This is a genomic window from Sphingobium sp. TomTYG73 (assembly GCF_055394245.1).
Genome location: NZ_AP027339.1, coordinates 1,235,866 through 1,250,613, shown reverse-complemented (window position 1 = coordinate 1,250,613; position 14,748 = coordinate 1,235,866). Strand labels below are relative to the sequence as shown.

The 14,748-nt window shown below is 63.0% G+C and carries 19 protein-coding genes; 6 read left to right on the top strand and 13 right to left on the bottom strand.

Annotation, left to right across the window (positions count from 1 at the left end):
• The 3 genes from ACZ5TH_RS06290 to ACZ5TH_RS06280 form a co-directional block, all read right to left on the bottom strand.
• Positions 1 to 681, bottom strand: a complete 681-nt coding sequence (locus ACZ5TH_RS06290) for a murein L,D-transpeptidase catalytic domain-containing protein (protein ID WP_464794997.1) — start codon at positions 679 to 681, stop codon at positions 1 to 3.
• Positions 682 to 771: 90 nt separating this feature from the next.
• Positions 772 to 1,059 carry a hypothetical protein gene (locus ACZ5TH_RS06285; RefSeq protein WP_464794996.1) on the bottom strand — a complete coding sequence of 96 codons (288 nt, stop codon included), beginning with the start codon at positions 1,057 to 1,059 and terminating at the stop codon, positions 772 to 774.
• Between the two features lie 6 nt (positions 1,060 to 1,065).
• The gene (locus ACZ5TH_RS06280; protein ID WP_464794995.1) at positions 1,066 to 2,520 is read right to left on the bottom strand and encodes a L,D-transpeptidase family protein; all 1,455 of its coding nucleotides are present in this window, start codon (positions 2,518 to 2,520) and stop codon (positions 1,066 to 1,068) included.
• A gap of 59 nt (positions 2,521 to 2,579) precedes the next feature.
• Here ACZ5TH_RS06280 and ACZ5TH_RS06275 point away from each other — a divergent pair, with 59 nt between their 5' ends.
• On the top strand, positions 2,580 to 3,497 hold the full coding sequence (locus ACZ5TH_RS06275) for a histone deacetylase family protein (RefSeq protein WP_464795069.1): 918 nt from the start codon (positions 2,580 to 2,582) through the stop codon (positions 3,495 to 3,497).
• Here ACZ5TH_RS06275 and ACZ5TH_RS06270 read toward each other — a convergent pair.
• The 6 genes from ACZ5TH_RS06270 to hisB form a co-directional block, all read right to left on the bottom strand.
• The gene (locus ACZ5TH_RS06270; protein ID WP_464772479.1) at positions 3,481 to 4,053 is read right to left on the bottom strand and encodes a hypothetical protein; all 573 of its coding nucleotides are present in this window, start codon (positions 4,051 to 4,053) and stop codon (positions 3,481 to 3,483) included. The two genes, ACZ5TH_RS06275 and ACZ5TH_RS06270, sit on opposite strands and share 17 nt — an antisense overlap.
• A gap of 72 nt (positions 4,054 to 4,125) precedes the next feature.
• A complete protein-coding gene (locus ACZ5TH_RS06265) occupies positions 4,126 to 4,446 on the bottom strand; it encodes a phosphoribosyl-ATP diphosphatase (RefSeq protein ID WP_464794994.1) in 321 nt (106 codons plus the stop codon).
• A gap of 46 nt (positions 4,447 to 4,492) precedes the next feature.
• Positions 4,493 to 5,257 (bottom strand): imidazole glycerol phosphate synthase subunit HisF, encoded by a 765-nt coding sequence (hisF, locus tag ACZ5TH_RS06260; RefSeq protein WP_449473180.1) that lies wholly within the window; start codon positions 5,255 to 5,257, stop codon positions 4,493 to 4,495.
• Between the two features lie 103 nt (positions 5,258 to 5,360).
• The gene (gene hisA, locus ACZ5TH_RS06255; RefSeq protein WP_196225871.1) at positions 5,361 to 6,098 is read right to left on the bottom strand and encodes a 1-(5-phosphoribosyl)-5-[(5-phosphoribosylamino)methylideneamino]imidazole-4-carboxamide isomerase; all 738 of its coding nucleotides are present in this window, start codon (positions 6,096 to 6,098) and stop codon (positions 5,361 to 5,363) included.
• 30 nt (positions 6,099 to 6,128) lie between these two features.
• Positions 6,129 to 6,746 (bottom strand): imidazole glycerol phosphate synthase subunit HisH, encoded by a 618-nt coding sequence (gene hisH / locus ACZ5TH_RS06250; RefSeq protein WP_464794993.1) that lies wholly within the window; start codon positions 6,744 to 6,746, stop codon positions 6,129 to 6,131.
• Positions 6,743 to 7,330: an imidazoleglycerol-phosphate dehydratase HisB gene (hisB, locus tag ACZ5TH_RS06245; protein WP_464794992.1), complete on the bottom strand. Its 588-nt coding sequence runs from the start codon at positions 7,328 to 7,330 to the stop codon at positions 6,743 to 6,745. The genes hisH and hisB overlap by 4 nt, the downstream gene beginning before the upstream one ends.
• A 98-nt stretch (positions 7,331 to 7,428) precedes the next feature.
• On the opposite strand from hisB, the gene ACZ5TH_RS06240 reads away from it, so the two are divergent.
• The 3 genes from ACZ5TH_RS06240 (at position 7,429) to ACZ5TH_RS06230 (ending at position 9,733) form a co-directional block, all read left to right on the top strand.
• On the top strand, positions 7,429 to 7,905 hold the full coding sequence (locus tag ACZ5TH_RS06240; RefSeq protein ID WP_449473174.1) for an SspB family protein: 477 nt from the start codon (positions 7,429 to 7,431) through the stop codon (positions 7,903 to 7,905).
• A 66-nt stretch (positions 7,906 to 7,971) separates the two neighbouring features.
• Positions 7,972 to 9,354 carry a class II fumarate hydratase gene (gene fumC / locus ACZ5TH_RS06235; protein WP_464794991.1) on the top strand — a complete coding sequence of 461 codons (1,383 nt, stop codon included), beginning with the start codon at positions 7,972 to 7,974 and terminating at the stop codon, positions 9,352 to 9,354.
• Positions 9,355 to 9,394: 40 nt separating this feature from the next.
• Complete coding sequence (locus tag ACZ5TH_RS06230; protein ID WP_196225876.1) at positions 9,395 to 9,733, top strand: hypothetical protein; 339 nt, start codon at positions 9,395 to 9,397, stop codon at positions 9,731 to 9,733.
• On the opposite strand, the gene ACZ5TH_RS06225 is transcribed toward ACZ5TH_RS06230, so the two are convergent.
• The gene (locus tag ACZ5TH_RS06225) at positions 9,730 to 10,329 is read right to left on the bottom strand and encodes a DUF2585 domain-containing protein (RefSeq protein WP_464794990.1); all 600 of its coding nucleotides are present in this window, start codon (positions 10,327 to 10,329) and stop codon (positions 9,730 to 9,732) included. The genes ACZ5TH_RS06230 and ACZ5TH_RS06225 overlap by 4 nt on opposite strands.
• A gap of 27 nt (positions 10,330 to 10,356) precedes the next feature.
• Here ACZ5TH_RS06225 and gmk point away from each other — a divergent pair, with 27 nt between their 5' ends.
• Positions 10,357 to 11,022 carry a guanylate kinase gene (gene gmk / locus ACZ5TH_RS06220; protein WP_464794989.1) on the top strand — a complete coding sequence of 222 codons (666 nt, stop codon included), beginning with the start codon at positions 10,357 to 10,359 and terminating at the stop codon, positions 11,020 to 11,022.
• A 53-nt stretch (positions 11,023 to 11,075) separates the two neighbouring features.
• On the opposite strand, the gene ACZ5TH_RS06215 is transcribed toward gmk, so the two are convergent.
• Both ACZ5TH_RS06215 and lgt read right to left on the bottom strand, forming a co-directional pair.
• A complete protein-coding gene (locus tag ACZ5TH_RS06215) occupies positions 11,076 to 12,146 on the bottom strand; it encodes a class I SAM-dependent methyltransferase (RefSeq protein ID WP_464794988.1) in 1,071 nt (356 codons plus the stop codon).
• On the bottom strand, positions 12,136 to 13,038 hold the full coding sequence (gene lgt / locus ACZ5TH_RS06210; RefSeq protein WP_464794987.1) for a prolipoprotein diacylglyceryl transferase: 903 nt from the start codon (positions 13,036 to 13,038) through the stop codon (positions 12,136 to 12,138). Before lgt ends, ACZ5TH_RS06215 begins: the two co-directional genes overlap by 11 nt.
• Before the next feature lie 157 nt (positions 13,039 to 13,195).
• On the opposite strand from lgt, the gene ACZ5TH_RS06205 reads away from it, so the two are divergent.
• Positions 13,196 to 13,906, top strand: a complete 711-nt coding sequence (locus tag ACZ5TH_RS06205) for a helix-turn-helix domain-containing protein (protein ID WP_464794986.1) — start codon at positions 13,196 to 13,198, stop codon at positions 13,904 to 13,906.
• Between the two features lie 238 nt (positions 13,907 to 14,144).
• Here ACZ5TH_RS06205 and rplI read toward each other — a convergent pair whose 3' ends face one another.
• Positions 14,145 to 14,741, bottom strand: a complete 597-nt coding sequence (gene rplI, locus ACZ5TH_RS06200) for a 50S ribosomal protein L9 (RefSeq protein ID WP_449473163.1) — start codon at positions 14,739 to 14,741, stop codon at positions 14,145 to 14,147.
• Positions 14,742 to 14,748: the final 7 nt, after the last annotated feature.

The following is a 14,748-nucleotide window of genomic DNA, read 5'->3' as shown; positions in this document are numbered from 1 at the left end:
TCAAGCCCCCATCGCGGTGAGCTTGTTCGCATAAACCATGCGGCCCGGGCCAAGCAGCCCGAGCAGTTGCGGCAACATGTGCTGGGCGACGGCGAAGCAGCCTTCGCTGCGGCCGATTTTGCCCCATGACGCGATATGGTCTTCGCTCACATAGTCGGCGCCGTGGATCACGATGGCGCGCATCTCGGCATTGTTGTTCTGCGAATCGAGCCCTGCCAGCCGCATGGCGCGGCCGTGCTGCCCTTCGTAGATTTGCCCCGTCTTATACGCGCCCGCCGAACTGGCCAGCGAATTGGGCTCATTGGAGAAAGTCTGGAGCCAGCCGGAATGGCCCGGATCGGACCCCCGGCCATGAGCCACCAGATAGGAGCTGGAATGACCGCCGAGGAGATCGACGATGTGGAAGCGCAACTCACGCGAAGGAGCGTTGAAATCGGCTAGCGCGATCCGGTCGCGCAGTTCGAACATGTGCGCATGTTCGTCCAGCGCCGCCTTTGCCCGGTCCAGCAGCCGCGCATAGGGCTGCTGCGCCAAGGGCGTAACCGGATGCGGGGTGACAGGCGGCGGGACTGGCGCGGCAGGCTGTGGCATGGCCGTCACGGCCGCGCGTCCGGCGCTGTCTGCTAGGAATGAAAAGGCGAGTCCGCTTAAAGCGGCCTTCGTAAAACTGCGGCGATCCATGAATCGCAATATAGCAAAGCTCTGCGCCCGCTTAAAGGGCAGAGCGCAGATGGGCCGCCGCCGTTCGTCCGAAGGCGGCCAGCCTTCGGCTCAATTGGTCGAATTGCTTCCCTCGGCCGACTGGTCCAGCCGCGCGGTCATGCCGGTCGCTTCCGCATCGTCCTGAATCTGCTGTTTCTCGGTAATGCTTGGCGGCGGCGCGGGTTCCGGCGCGTTCGCATTGTTGGCTGGCGGCAGCGGAGCTTCCGGTTCCTCGATGATTACATTTTCAACCGGCGGCTCGACCATGTTGTTGGTCGCGGGCGCTTGCTCTTCCTTCTTCCCGCAGGCGGAGAGGGCGAGCGCGCCAGCGAGGGCGGCGAGGGCAATCTTGCGCATGGGGTCTTAGTCCTTCGATGCGATGGTGGGCGTCGGGGCGGCAGTGGGATCGAGCCGACGGCTGGATGCCTCGATCTTCTGGGCGAGCAGCTTGTCCCAGCCATAGGGGTCAGACCGGAAATTCATGGTGCCGTTGCTGCTGGCGAAGGCGGTCCAGTAGAGCAGGTAGACCGCCACTTCCTTGGGTAGCTGGACGCGCTGCGTTTTTCCGGTGTCGATCAGCGACTGCACCTTGCCTGCAAGGTTGGGATCGCTTTGCAGCATCAGTTCCGCGAGCGGAACGGGCTTTTCAAGGCGGATGCAGCCATGGCTGGCGAGCCGGTCATAGCTTGAGAATTTCGCGCGGGCAGGCGTGTCATGCAGATAGACGGCGAAGGGATTGTTGAAGTCGAATTTCAACCGCCCGAGCGCGCTGCCGGGACCCGCTGGCTGAACGATCCGCTCCCCGGTCTCAGGCGTGCCGACGATCTTGTAGCCCTGACGCAGCAGAGCGGCGCGGCCCTTTGGCCACAATTCCTTCTTCGCGATGGAGGAGGGGACGTTCCATGGCGGATTGACGACGATCGAATGGATGCTGGATGTCAGCATTGGCGTCGCATTGTCTGGCGACCCGGTGACCGCCCGCATGGAGGTGACGGGCTGATCGCCTTCGAACAGGGTGAGAACGGCGGCGGCGATGTTCACCTGCACGCGGTTGACCGGCAGCTGGCGCGGCATCCAGCGCCAGCGTTCCATATTCGCCATGATGGCGGCGATGCGCTCCTCCACCGGAACATTGAGTTCCTTGAGCGTGCGGGCGTCCAGCAGGCCGGTGGGATTCAACCCATAGCGGCGCTGCGCCCGCTGAAGCGCGTCGGACAGCTTTTCGCCGGGCTGAACGCTCTTGTCCTCAATGGCCAGGCGCATGCGCACCGCATCGGGCGCGGATTTCGCGCCGAGGACTGGCCAGCCCCCGGCGTCACGGATTTGCTCATAATTGGCAAGGCCCCGGCGCAGACCGTCATAACCCGAATAGGGCGGCGTCAGAGTGGCCGCCCATTGCGGCAGGCGGTCTTCGGCAATGGCGCGGGCAAGGCCGGGACGCGGATCGACGGCCGCAGGGCGCAAGGCCCAGATGTCCAGGAAGTCGGCGGTATCGACCCTGCCGGTGCTGAGCGCCTTGGCCCTGTCGAGAACGGCGGTGACCAACGCGTCGCCACTCAGGACGCCGGTCGCCTTGTTGCGCGCCATCAGGCCTTGTTCAGCGCCGCCCTTCAACCAATTGTTGAGCCAGGCCTGCTGCGCGGCCGATGGGGCCGGGATGGGGACGGGCGGCGGCGTTACCATAGCGGGCGGCGCGATGACCGGCGGAGTGGGCGCGGGCAGCGTCGGCACAACCGCAGGCGGCTGCGCGAGCAAAGGTGTCGCGGCAAGGCCCATGAGGGAGCTGAGGCTGAGACGGATCAAATTGGGACGGTTCATGCTGGACCAGATAGCGCAAAGCCCTCATCGTTCAAACTTATGATCGCGGAAAAAAGATGATGCTCCATGTCGTTCACCATCCTGCCTATGTTTCCCCTGCCACAGGCGGCAGCCGCTTTCGTTTTGATAAATATGGGCTGGTTATGGAAGCACTTAGGGTAAGTGGCGCCGCCTTTACCGTCCATGAACCCGCGATCATGCCCCGCCACTGGATAGAAGCCGTCCATGACGAGGCCTATGTCGAGGAGGTTGCCAGTCTGAATGTGCCGCCCGAAAAGGAACGGCGGATCGGTTTTGCGGTGAATGATCGGGTGATGCTGCGGTCGATGCTGTCTCCCGGCGGAACCTGGGCTGCGGCAAAGCTGGCGATGGTTCACGGCTATGCCGCCAACGCGGCCGGGGGCAGCCATCATGCGCTTTACGAGAGCGGCGCGGGCTATTGCGTGTTCAATGACCTGGCCATCGCGGCGAATCGCCTGATCGGGGAAGGGGATGCGCGGCGGGTGTTGATTCTCGACCTCGACGTGCATCAGGGCGATGGCACCGCGCAGTTGATGGAGGGGCGGGACGATGTTTTCACGCTGTCCGTTCATGCGGAGAAGAATTTTCCGGTGCGCAAGATGCGGTCGTCGCTGGACGTGGCGCTTCCCGATGGCGTGGGCGACGCCGATTATCTCGCGGCGTTGATGGAAGTGCTGCCCCAGACGCTGGATAGTTTTGGCCCTGACCTGATTCTTTATCAGGCCGGTGTCGATCCGCATGCTGACGACAGGCTGGGGCGATTGGCGCTGAGCGATGCGGGGCTGGAAGCGCGGGACCGCACCGTCATGCAGGAAGCGCGTAACCGGGGCATCCCGCTCGCCAGCACCATGGGTGGGGGTTATGGCGAGGACAGGATGGTGGTGGCAGAGCGTCACGCCGCCTGCATGATCCGGTTGGCGGAGGAGGCGGGCACGAGGCTTAGTGCATCGTCGTAGCGTTAACCGATGCGGCAGGAGCCGTCACGATCAGTCGAGCCGCGATAAGTCCTGCGGCAGCCAGCGCGATGAAGTCGCTGAATGCGAGGTAGAGACTATATCCCCAATGCGCGTGGTTGAAGACGGCTTGGCCTATGTCCAGCCACAGAACGGCCGCGAGCGCGGAAAGCAGGGCAATGCGCGCCCGGTTGCCGAAGTCCGCCGCCGCGAATCTCAGCGCCAGGGCGATGAGTACCCCGGTGATCAGGGCGAGGATGAGCCCGCCGATCAGCGCGGCACTATCCGTCACCGGAAAGCCGCTATTGTTGTAGAAGATCGTCGCGATTGGTCCCTTGCCATATAGGACGGTGCCCTGCGCGGTCGCCGGATCGGGGACGATATAGACGCCGGTTCCGGTCTGCGTCAGAGACTGCGCCAGTGCCGCCTGAAGGTTCGCGCCGGGCGCTTCACCCGTGCGGTGAAAGGCAAGAGCGCTGAGCGGCGTCTGCCAGAAGAGGAAGCGGATCACGAAAAGAGCGAAGCCGCCCAATATGCCGCCCGCGATCGTTCTTACCATGCCGTCGTTCTCCCTGTTTGCCTTGAGGCAGATCAGGAAACGCCGATGGGCGGATTTCTTTCCGGCTGTGTATCAATCTCGCGGGCGCGCAGCCTTCTCCGCGATCCCGGATACGCCTTCCCGGCGGTCCAGTTCATCGAGCACAGCGTCCAGCGGAATGTCGAGGTCCGCCAGGAGAACCATCAGGTGGAACAGCAAATCCGCGCTTTCGCCGATCACGCCTTCGCGATCGGATGCCATGGCGGCGATCACCGTCTCCACGGCTTCTTCGCCGACCTTCTGCGCGATCTTGCCCCGGCCTCGTGCGGTCAGCTTGGCCACATAGGATTGGGACGGGTCAGCGGCACGCCGTTGCCGGATGGTCTTTTCAAGATCGAAGAGTGTCGAGCGCATGCTGTCCATCAAGCCTTCACCGCCAAATGCGTCAATGAAAAGTTGTTCATCGCGAACGGACGGGCACGCCCGCAGCGGCAAGCGCCTGGTGCGCTTCGGCTACCGTGTGCTGGCCAAAGTGGAAGATGGAGGCGGCGAGCACTGCGCTGGCATGACCTTCGATCACGCCTTCGACCAGATGCTGGAGCGTGCCGACACCGCCGCTGGCGATAACGGGAACGGAAACCGCGTCGGCGATGGTGCGGGTGAGGGCGAGGTCATAGCCTTGTTTCGTGCCGTCCCCGTCCATGGAAGTGACGAGCAGTTCGCCCGCACCGAGTTGCGCCAGCCTTACCGCATGTTCGACCGCGTCGATGCCGGTCGGCTTGCGGCCGCCATGGGTGAAAATTTCCCAGCGGTTGTCGCCGACGCGCCGGGCATCGACCGATCCGACGATGCACTGGCTGCCGAAGCGGTCGGCGATGTCGGCCACGACTTCGGGGCGCGCTACTGCGGCGCTGTTGACGGCCACCTTGTCTGCGCCCGCGAGCAGCAGGGCTCGCGCATCTTCCGGGCTGCGCACGCCGCCGCCGACGGTGACGGGCATGAAGCAGACTTCGGCGGTGCGGCGCACCACGTCCAATATGGTGCCGCGCGCCTCATGGGTGGCGGTGATGTCCAGGAAGCACAGCTCGTCCGCGCCAGCCGCGTCATAGACCCGCGCCTGCTCGACTGGATCGCCAGCGTCGCGCAGGTCGACAAAGTTCACGCCCTTCACCACGCGGCCATTGGCGACGTCGAGGCAAGGGATGACGCGGGTGCAGACGGTCATGCTTCGATTTCCCAACATCCGTTCGGTTCGAGCGTAGTCGAGAACTGCTGAGTTAGAGCTTCTCGACTGCGCTCGGAGCGAACGCCGGGGAGGAACCGGTTCGTCACGCCGCAGCCTTCGCGATCGCCAGCGCCGCCTTCAGGTCCAGCCGCCCATCATAAAGCGCGCGCCCGGTGATGACGCCTTCGATGCCTTCGTCTGCATGCAGGCTCAGTACGCGAATGTCCGCGATCCCCGCCACGCCGCCGCTGGCGATGACGGGAATGTCCGTACCACGCGCCAACTCGACGGTCGCGTCGATATTGCAGCCCTTGAGCAAGCCGTCGCGGCCCACGTCCGTGAAGAGGAGGCTGGCGACGCCCGCATCCTCGAACCGGCGGGCGAGGTCCGCGACGGGCATGTCGGACTTTTCGGCCCAGCCGTCCGTCGCGACGAAACCGTCCCGTGCATCGACGGCAACCACGATCCCACCCGGAAAGTCGCGCGCTGCCGCTTTCACGAAAGCTGGGTCCTTTAATGCGGCCGTGCCGATAACGATGCGTGATACGCCAAGGTCGAACCAGCGCTCCACAGCCTCGCGATTGCGGATGCCGCCGCCTAGCTGGACATGGCCGGGGAAAGCTTCGACGATGCGCTCCACTGCTTCGGCATTGACCGCATGGCCCGCAAAGCTGCCATCGAGGTCCACGACATGCAGATGCTCGGCCCCCGCCTCCGCGAAGATCAGCGCCTGTGCGGCGGGGTCGTCGCCATAGACGGTGGCGCGGTTCATGTCGCCCTCGGCCAGACGGACGACCTGTCCGCCTTTGAGGTCGATTGCGGGAAAGACGATCAGGCTCATATCAATATCCGAACGGGCGGCGAAGTGCGGTCACGGACGCCACTTCAGGAAACGGGAGAGGAAGGAAAGGCCATAGGTCTGGCTCTTTTCCGGATGGAACTGGCAACCGATGATCGTGTCGCGCGCCACGGCAGCGACCAGCGGGCCGCCATGATCGGTGATGGCGGCGACATGGGCGGGGTCGGCAGCTTCGAAATGATAGCTGTGCAGGAAATAGCCTTCGCCCGGCTGCAGCAGGGGCGGCGCGCCGTTCAGCACGACCTTGTTCCAACCCATGTGCGGCACCTTGATCGCGGGATCGGTCGGCTCGATCCGCCGAACCGTGCCGGGAACCCAGCCCAGTCCTTCATGCCGCCCGAACTCTTCGCCTGCATCAGCGAGCAGTTGCATGCCGACGCACACGCCAAGGAAGGGCGTGCCGCGCTGGCCCACTGCCTCGTTCATCGCGCCGATCATGCCGGGAATGGCGGACAGCGCATCCATGCACGCGCGGAACGCGCCTACGCCCGGCAGGACGATGCGGTCAGCCTTCGCCACCACTTCAGGATCGGCGGTGATGACGGCATCCTCCGCCCCCGCCTTTCGCAGGGCATTATGGACCGAATGGAGGTTGCCTGCGCCGTAGTCGATGAGGGCTAGCGCAGTCACAACATCCCCTTGGTGGACGGGATGGCGTCCGCCTTGCGCGGGTCGATCTCCACCGCCTGCCGCAGCGCGCGGGCGAGCCCCTTGAAGCAGCTTTCGACGATGTGGTGATTGTTGCTGCCATAGAGATTTTCGACGTGCAGCGTGATCCCGGCAGCCTGCGCGAAGCTGTGGAACCAGTGTTCGATCATTTCGGTGTCCCATTCGCCGAGGCGCTGAACGGTGAAGTCCGCCTTGAATACCAGCCAGGGACGGCCGGAAATGTCGAGCGACACGCGACTCAGCGTCTCGTCCATCGGCGAATAGACGCTGCCATAACGGGTGATGCCGCGCTTGTCGCCCAAGGCCTTTGCCACAGCCTCGCCGATGGCGATTGCCGTATCCTCGGTCGTGTGGTGCTGGTCGACATGCAGGTCGCCGACCGTGCTGACCGTCATGTCGATCAGCGAGTGCCGCGACAGCTGCTCGATCATGTGATCGAGAAAGCCTATGCCGGTGGAGACGGTATAGATGCCCGTTCCGTCGAGATTGACGGTCACGTCGATCTGCGTTTCCGCAGTGTTGCGGTGAATTTCGGCCGTGCGCATGGCTGCGCCCTATACCGAAGTGGGGGTGGCATGCAATGTGGCGTTGCATGTGCGGGGCGCACTTGACCAGCCGCGCCGCGCCGTTAGGACAATGGGGGATGAGCGACGACTTGCCTGACAGCCTGATTCCCTACGACGAAATCGTGCAGGAGGCGCTGCGTGCCGTGGTCGGCCGCGTGCTGGGCGAAGTCGAGCATTCTGGCGGTCTGCCGGGTTCGCATCATTTCTACATCACCTTCAAGACGCAGGCTCCCGGAGTCGCGATCCCCAAGCAATTGGTGGAACGGTTCCCGGACGAGATGACGATCGTCCTTCAGAATAAATTCTGGGATCTGAAAGTCAGCAGCGATGGGTTCGAGGTCAGCCTGACATTCAATCAGGTTGCGTCGCATCTTGTAATACCCTTTGCCGCCATCACGGCTTTCGTGGACCCCGCGGTGAATTTCGCGCTCCAATTCCAGGTGCAGTCGGACGGACTGCCCGAGCCGCATGAGGAAGCGGAGAATGACGCGCCGCTGGTCACGACCGAAGACGGCTCCAACGTCGTGACTGTGGATTTCGGCAAGAAGAAATAAGGGCTGGCGGATAGCCGCCTTACCTCCCAGATTGGCTACCTGACTTTACGCTCCGGGAGCCTTTGCATGGAAAGCCGCACGGAAACCGACAGCATCGGCGCCATAGAGGTGCCCGCAAGCGCCTATTGGGGCGCGCAGACCCAGCGCAGCATCGAAAATTTTCCCTTCGGAGCGATGGAGCGCATGCCGATCGGGATCGTCCACGCGCTCGCCATCGTCAAACAGGCTGCGGCGCGGGTCAATCGCACGGGGGGATTGGCGCCGGAACTGGCCGAGGCGATAGAGGTGGCCGCCGCCCGAGTGATCGCGGGCGATCATGACGACCAATTTCCGCTTGTCATCTGGCAGACCGGCAGCGGCACCCAATCCAACATGAACGTCAATGAGGTGATCGCGGGCATCGCCAATGAAGCGCTGACTGGCAAGCGGGGTGGCAAGTCACCCGTTCATCCGAACGATCATGTAAATATGGGGCAGTCGTCCAACGACAGCTTTCCGACCGCGCTTCACATCGCCGCCGCCCGCGCCGCGACGGAGCAGCTCTTTCCCGCGCTCGACCGGCTCCATAAGGCTCTGGACGATAAAGCGGAGGCATGGGGTGGCATCGTGAAGATCGGCCGCACCCACCTTCAGGACGCGACGCCGCTGACGCTGGGGCAGGAATTTTCGGGCTACGCGCATCAGCTATACCGCTGTCGTAATCGGATCGAGCCTGCCGTGGCGCACGGGATGATGGCCCTCGCCCAAGGGGGAACCGCCGTGGGCACGGGGTTGAACGCGCCCAAGGGCTTTGACGTCGCCATGGCAAGGGAGATTGCGGCGATCACCGGCCTGCCGTTCCGCACGGCCGACAACAAGTTCGAAGCGCTCGCCTCCAACGACCCGCTGGTCCATCTCTCCTCAACCCTCGCCACGCTGGCTGTTGCGCTCACCAAGATCGCCAACGACATCCGCCTGCTTGGCAGCGGGCCGCGTTCCGGGCTCGGCGAACTGGACCTTCCCGCCAATGAACCGGGCAGTTCGATCATGCCGGGCAAGGTCAATCCGACCCAGTGCGAGATGCTGACCATGGTGGCCGCACAGGTGATCGGCAACCATCAGGCCGTGACGGTCGGCGGCCTTCAGGGACATCTGGAATTGAATGTCTTCAAACCGATGATCGGCGCGGCCGTCCTGCGTTCCATCCATCTGCTGAGCGTCGGCATGGACAGCTTTGCCGAACGCTGCGTCGAGGGGCTGGAGGCGAATGAAAAACGCATTGCGGAACTGGTCGACAGGTCGCTGATGCTGGTGACGGCCCTCGCGCCCGAAATCGGTTATGACAACGCCGCGAAGATCGCGAAACGTGCCCATACAGAAGGGCTGACGCTCAAAGAGGCGGGCCTCGCCCTTGGCCTGATCGATGAGGAAAGTTTTGATCGGCTGGTCCGACCGGAAAATATGGTGTGAACTGGCGGAACCGCCCGTCCTGCGATACATTGATCGCCATATGAAGAAGATCACGTCCAAACAGCCGCTTGTCACCGTCCGTCCGCCGCGCAAGGCAGGGCTGCTGCGAAAGACGGCGCGCCTGGGCGCGGCCGTCGTCGCGGCCCGCGTTGCTGCGGCTACCGGAAAGAAGGGCGTGGTCGGACTTATCGCGGGCATGGGCGCCAAGCGGTTGATCATGCGCTATCCGATGGGCGCGCTGTTCGTCACCGGCGCTTATCTTGCTGGCAAAGCCTATGAGACAAAACGCGAAGTCGATCGCAAACGTGCGGTGAAGGCGCTGCCTGATCTTAGCAACGAACCGGTGCCGATCACCGAAGCCCGCACGAAAAAGGCCTAAAGGGCCGACTGCCAGCTTTTTACCGCTTCAATCGGCCAGGCAAGCATTAGCACGTTGAGCGTCAGATTGTCGCGGATCGCCACTAGCGCGATGATTTCCAGTGCGATGCCAGCGCATATCGTCACCGCGACTGGCGCTCGGGCCGCGAAGAGGAAGCCGAGCGCCATCATGCCGATATCGCTCATCGAATTCAGGATGCTGTCGCCACTATAGCCCAAGGCGATCGTCGCCGCGCGGTAGCGGTCGATAATGATCGGCGAGTTCTCCAATATCTCCCACACGGATTCGACCAGCACCGCCAGCGCAAAGCGTGGGCCAATCGGTTGCCGCCGCATCAACGTCCACGCCCCTGCGTAGAAGAGGAAGCCGTGGATCCCATGGCTGAGGCTGTACCAATCGGCGATATGCTGGCTGTTGCCGCTGTCCAGTGCGCCATGCCACAGCTCGACATGGCCGCAAGTGCAGATTGGCGGTCGCGCCATCAGGAACAGCAGCGCGCAGGTCAGCAGTACGATGATCCCGGCGGCAACGAATCCCCGGCGGTTGCGTAGTGCCTTGCGTCTCAACGATCGTCCCCCTTCACGGCCTCTTGCCAAACGCGTTCCACGGCGTCACTAGCGGCCATGGCCGACAGCATCCCTATTGAGGCGCCCGATTTCAAGCGGCGTGGCGTGCTCTTCGTTCTTTCCTCGCCTTCCGGCGCGGGCAAATCCACCATCGCGCGCAAGCTCCTGGCTGCTGAGTCGGACCTTGCCATGTCCGTTTCCGCCACCACGCGGCCGATGCGGCCGGGCGAAGTGGAGGGCAAGGACTATCATTTCGTCGATCTGGAGGAATTTCGCCGGATGACGGCGGAGCATGAATTTCTCGAATGGGCGCACGTCTTTGGCCAGCGCTACGGCACGCCGCGCGCGCCTGTCGAGGCCATGTTGAAGAGCGGCCGCGACGTACTTTTCGACATCGACTGGCAGGGCGCTCAGCAGCTGCACCAGATCGCCGGGGGCGATGTCGTGCGCGTGTTCATCCTGCCTCCCTCGATGGAAGAGCTGGAACGCCGCCTGCGCGGCCGTGCGACCGACAGCGAGGAAGTGATCGAAGGCCGCATGTCCCGCGCCGCCAATGAAATCGCGCATTGGGACGGATATGATTATGTTCTGTGCAATGTCGATGCGGAGGATTGCTTCAGGCGGGTTCAGACGATCCTTCATGCAGAGCGCATGAAGCGCAGCCGCCAGACCGGCCTTATCGGCTTCATTCGCCGGTTGAGCCGTTATCATCAGGAAGATTGAAGAAGCATAGTTTTCCAGCCTCCGTTCGTTTCGAGCGACGGCGAGAGACTGGTCTACCTCTCAAATCCCGCCGGTTCCGCCCAATCCGGATGCACCCAGGCCATCGCCTTGAATAATGTGCCCATGGCGTGGTCAGCAGTCAGCCGCAGCCGCGCAGCTTCCACCTCCGCCGCCCGCGCGGGGGATGTGCGTGCGAGCTGATCCGCCCGCGCATCAATGCCTAGCTTTCGCAGCAACTCACCCTGGTTCACCGGCCCCAGCACTCGCAGGCCCGCCTGCCGCGCCATATTGCCGATCATGGTGAAATCGACATGGGTCGTAAGATCGCTTTCGCCCGGTTCCAGGAAAGGATCAGCAAACTGGTGCCCGCGCACGGCCTGCAACGTGTCGCCGATCGCTGGACCTTCATAGCCATAGTCGATGATGATCGCTGCGCCACCCTGCCGCGCGATCCGCTGCGCCAGTTCCAGCGCTATGGCGGTCCCAGCCAGCGGTATTTCGATGATCGCTCCATCGGGAGCGTCCGCCGCGATGGCGGGAATGCCCGATTCGACCCGCCGATAGCCCGGCACGGCTTCGAAACGGTTTGAGTCGGTCTCATCAGGGCAAATGACGACACGCTCGCGCCATTCGTCACCCGAACGGATGATCTGGCGGACGGGCAGGGCGTCGAAAAACTCGTTCGCGACGACCAGCAGCGGCGCATTGTCCGGCAAGGCGGCGACGCTGTCATGATGAAAGACGTTCGGGACGAGCGCGCGTTGCCGCTCGCGCAGGGTCTGGCTGGTTTCCACGAAATGGGGTTGGAGCGTTAACCCCGCGCTGCCCATGGCGCGCAGCGCATCGGACGCGAGGGTGCCGCGCCCCGGACCAAGCTCAACATAAAGCGCGTTCGGACGGCTACCCGATCGCATCCACAGGTCTGCCAGGCACAGGCCGACCAGTTCGCCGAACATCTGGCTGATCTCCGGCGCGGTGGTGAAATCGCCTGCCGCGCCCAGAGGATCGCGCGTGCCGTAATAATGCTGGTTCGCCTCGGCCATATAATGCGCGACCGAGATCGGCCCCCCGGCGTCAATCTGCCGCGCCAGCCGCTGGGCGAGGGTCAGCGTTTCAGCTGACACTCGCGCTCCCCGCGATCGGCTCCACGCGAACGCGGCGGCCCTTCGCGGTCGCGATCAGGTACAGTCCGCCGAGGATCATCGGCACGCACAGCCACTGGCCCATGTGAAGGCCGGTTCGCGCCGCAAATTCCATCAATTGCGCATCGGCTTCGCGGAAATATTCCACGCCGAAACGGAATATGCCGTAGCCGAGCAGGAAAATCCCCACGAGCATTCCTGGCTTGTAGCGGGCGCGCGTCTTCCAGAAGGCGAAGGCGAGGATGAGGAACAGCACGATACCTTCGAAAAAGGCTTCGTAAAGCTGGCTCGGATGGCGGGGGAAGGGGCCGCCGGTCGGGAAGATGATAGCCCAAGGCACGTCCGTTTCCTTGCCCCACAGCTCGCCATTCACGAAGTTGGCGAGGCGGCCGAAAAACAGCCCAAAGGGTACGCAGCAAGCGACGAAATCATGGATGCGCAGCCATGACAGCTTTTCCTTCCGCGCCATGTAGAGGATGCCCAGCGACACGCCAGCCGCCCCGCCATGGAAGGACATGCCGCCGTTCCACAGTTTGAAGATGTCGAGCGGATTGCGCAGGATTTCGGGCTGATAGAAGAAGACATAGGCCAGCCGCCCGCCGATGATGATGCCGAGCGTAGCATAGAAGATCATGTCATCGGCATGCCGCCGCGCCATGGGAGAACCCGGCTGGGCGATGAGTTTCAGCAGATACCAGTAGCCGATCAATATGCCCGCCAGATAGGCGAGGCTGTACCATTTGAGCGTGAAGAAGCCGAGGTCGAGCGCGACCGGGCTTAGCCCCAGCTGATCGAAACGAATGGCGCCCGAAGCCGCGGCGGCAAGGTCTAGGATCAAGTTGTCGGTCCCCTTCGGAAATATGGCCTTCGCCATAGAGCAGGATAGGGTAAAGAGGAAAGGGGGCTGTTATTTTCATCCGGGTCGGGGATGACGGCTGAACAGAATGGGGCGGGGGAAGAATGGCTCGGATCGGTCCAACCCGCTTCAGGCATTAACTTACTGTAAACCCGTTAAATGCGAGTATCATAGCATGGCTATCGATCCGATCATGGAGCAATCCCCCGAGCCCGGCGACAAGCGCGCCGATATTCGTTGGCCCATTCGCCTTGAGGTGGCCGAAGCACTGGGCGAGGGATCGGCCGACGTCGTGGTTCACGATATCTCCACGGCGGGGATGCTGATTGAAACCAGCTCAAAACTGCAGCTTGGCCAAGGCGTGCTTTTGTCCCTGCCCGAAGCGGGTTCCGTCTCCGCCCGCGTCGTGTGGCAGGATGAACCGTTATTTGGATGCCGTTTCGATGAGGCGCTCCCCCAAGCCGCTGTCAGCGCGACCCGGCTTCGCAGCACGGTGCGCAGCAATGGCAGGCCGATCGACCATGCCGCCGATGGGCAAAGCCCTGAAATGTTTCCTGCGCGTCTGCGCCGGTTGCGCCGCGAACGCGGCCTCAGCCGGGAAGCATTGTCCAAGTTGACGGGTTTCAGCAAGCCCTCGCTGTGGGCGTGGGAGGTGGGCAAGACCATGCCCCGGCGAAGGAGCCTGATCGCCCTCGCCCAGGCATTCGGCCTGACCGAGCAGCAGTTGCTTGTTGGCGAGGCGGTCGCGCCGTCCCGTGGTCCCGCAGTGGCGAGCAATGCCAGTCTGGGTCAGCAGCTTCATGATGTCATCGACTCAGCGAAGCGGGAAGTCGCGAGACACGCAGGCGTCGATGTCTCGCAGGTGCAGATCCGCATCGATTATTGAAGCGCTATCGGGCGGGCGCCTGAGCCGAATTTTACTCCGACCCGTCCGTTCGCTAGGGCTTGTCGACTGGCTCTGCCAGTTGGGCAGAAAACGGCTTCGACAAGCTCAATCCGAACGGCGCTTTACGTAAAATAAACACCAAGCTCCGGCAGGATCGCAACATCCAGCAATCCGCTAACCAATCAACAAAAAAGCCGCCCGATGAGGGGCGGCTTTCTTTTTGGTCCGTTGTGGAAACTCAGGCTTCTTCAGCCGGAGCCTCTTCCGCTTCCACGGCGATTTCGCCGGGTTCCGCGTTCGGATCATAATCTTCGGTGAAGCCAGCCTCGTCCTTTTCGAACAGGTCGGCCATCACGTCGACGCCCTGCGCCTGCAGATCAGCTTCTTCCGGCGAGCGAGCGACGTTCACCTGAATGGTGACGGCGACTTCGGGGTGCAGCGCAACCTTGACGTCGAACACGCCGAGCGTCTTGATCGGGCGTTCCAGCACGACCATCGCCTTGGTGACGTTGGTGACACCGTCAGCCTGCAGTGCTTCGACGACGTCGCGGACGGCGACCGAACCGTAGAGGTGGCCGGCGTTCGACGACTGGCGGATCAGGACGATCTGCTTGCCGTTGACGCCCTCGGCAGCCTTTTCAGCGTCGCCACGGCGGGCGGCGTTGTCGGCCTCGATCTTCGCGCGGTTAGCTTCGAAGACCTTCTTGTTGGCGTTGTTGGAGCGCAGCGCCTTCTTGTTGGGCAGCAGGAAGTTACGAGCGTAACCGTCCTTCACGGTGACGACGTCACCGATGGCGCCCAGCTTCTCGATCCGTTCGAGGAGAATGATTTCCATGAGTCTT

What these genes read in the sequence shown, in the direction of transcription:
- ACZ5TH_RS06290 (WP_464794997.1), bottom strand. Translation starts at nt 681, where the DNA reads ATGGATCGCCGCAGTTTTACGAAGGCCGCTTTAAGCGGACTCGCCTTT.
- ACZ5TH_RS06285 (WP_464794996.1), bottom strand. Translation starts at nt 1,059, where the DNA reads ATGCGCAAGATTGCCCTCGCCGCCCTCGCTGGCGCGCTCGCCCTCTCC.
- ACZ5TH_RS06280 (WP_464794995.1), bottom strand. Translation starts at nt 2,520, where the DNA reads ATGAACCGTCCCAATTTGATCCGTCTCAGCCTCAGCTCCCTCATGGGC.
- ACZ5TH_RS06275 (WP_464795069.1), top strand. Translation starts at nt 2,580, where the DNA reads ATGCTCCATGTCGTTCACCATCCTGCCTATGTTTCCCCTGCCACAGGC.
- ACZ5TH_RS06270 (WP_464772479.1), bottom strand. Translation starts at nt 4,053, where the DNA reads ATGGTAAGAACGATCGCGGGCGGCATATTGGGCGGCTTCGCTCTTTTC.
- ACZ5TH_RS06265 (WP_464794994.1), bottom strand. Translation starts at nt 4,446, where the DNA reads ATGCGCTCGACACTCTTCGATCTTGAAAAGACCATCCGGCAACGGCGT.
- hisF (WP_449473180.1), bottom strand. Translation starts at nt 5,257, where the DNA reads ATGACCGTCTGCACCCGCGTCATCCCTTGCCTCGACGTCGCCAATGGC.
- hisA (WP_196225871.1), bottom strand. Translation starts at nt 6,098, where the DNA reads ATGAGCCTGATCGTCTTTCCCGCAATCGACCTCAAAGGCGGACAGGTC.
- hisB (WP_464794992.1), bottom strand. Translation starts at nt 7,330, where the DNA reads ATGCGCACGGCCGAAATTCACCGCAACACTGCGGAAACGCAGATCGAC.
- ACZ5TH_RS06240 (WP_449473174.1), top strand. Translation starts at nt 7,429, where the DNA reads ATGAGCGACGACTTGCCTGACAGCCTGATTCCCTACGACGAAATCGTG.
- fumC (WP_464794991.1), top strand. Translation starts at nt 7,972, where the DNA reads ATGGAAAGCCGCACGGAAACCGACAGCATCGGCGCCATAGAGGTGCCC.
- ACZ5TH_RS06230 (WP_196225876.1), top strand. Translation starts at nt 9,395, where the DNA reads ATGAAGAAGATCACGTCCAAACAGCCGCTTGTCACCGTCCGTCCGCCG.
- gmk (WP_464794989.1), top strand. Translation starts at nt 10,357, where the DNA reads ATGGCCGACAGCATCCCTATTGAGGCGCCCGATTTCAAGCGGCGTGGC.
- lgt (WP_464794987.1), bottom strand. Translation starts at nt 13,038, where the DNA reads ATGGCGAAGGCCATATTTCCGAAGGGGACCGACAACTTGATCCTAGAC.
- ACZ5TH_RS06205 (WP_464794986.1), top strand. Translation starts at nt 13,196, where the DNA reads ATGGCTATCGATCCGATCATGGAGCAATCCCCCGAGCCCGGCGACAAG.
- rplI (WP_449473163.1), bottom strand. Translation starts at nt 14,741, where the DNA reads ATGGAAATCATTCTCCTCGAACGGATCGAGAAGCTGGGCGCCATCGGT.